The following is a 736-nucleotide window of genomic DNA, read 5'->3' as shown; positions in this document are numbered from 1 at the left end:
CTTTTAGGTATTGAGTATTGTCCGACGTATTGAATAATCGGGATTTTGTATTGCAAGTAATTGTGCAACTTCTACTTTAATTAAGATTTTTTTATTATAACTGTTCAATTGTATTGCATAGGTGGATTTTCTATAGCTGTTGTTTTGTTATTAGCTATATTTATTATAGGTGGTGTTTTTTTTCAAGGGCACCATATTTTCTAAAAATTTAATTTGTTAGAGGGAGTTGGATCAATTATTAGTCTTAAGCATTATTCAAGAATGTTTGGGCCTTCTTATCAGAGGTTTATTGCTTGCTGCTTGCACTGTTTCGACTTTTTTAACGGCTGAGATATTGTGGTTTTATGTGAGAGCTACGGATCAATTGGAATGCTGGAATGCATGAAAAAGAATTGGAGTGGATTCTGCTTGAGAGGGTAATTCCTCCGCAGGTTTCTTGGCAAGGATTAATTTGACCATATCACTTTTGATTGGTAGTTATGATTGGTAGTGATTTAGTGACTGTTGGTTAGCTTGGGTTAAACAATAATTTCTTTTGCTGAAATATGTAGTTGGTAGTAAGTTGTTGTGGTGATATTTTGCATATAGTGTTCTTAAGAGTATCGTTTTTTTAATAATTATTACTTGGATCACGGTGTATTAAGAATATTATTAGGAACCGAATACTGTATGTAGGAACAAATCGAGCAATGACAAAAATAATAATTTATTTCTCCATAATACTATTGACTAATAC

1 protein-coding gene is annotated in these 736 nt (G+C 31.9%); it reads left to right on the top strand.

The annotated features are described in order from the left end of the window. Positions 1–226 precede the first annotated feature (226 nt). Positions 227–385: a hypothetical protein gene (locus tag CLERM_RS03940; RefSeq protein WP_157939813.1), complete on the top strand. Its 159-nt coding sequence runs from the start codon at positions 227–229 to the stop codon at positions 383–385. Positions 386–736 lie beyond the last annotated feature (351 nt).

It is taken from the genome of Coxiella-like endosymbiont, from assembly GCF_002871095.1.
In the GTDB taxonomy this organism is placed as follows: domain Bacteria; phylum Pseudomonadota; class Gammaproteobacteria; order Coxiellales; family Coxiellaceae; genus Coxiella.
This window is presented reverse-complemented; position numbering and strand designations above follow the sequence as displayed.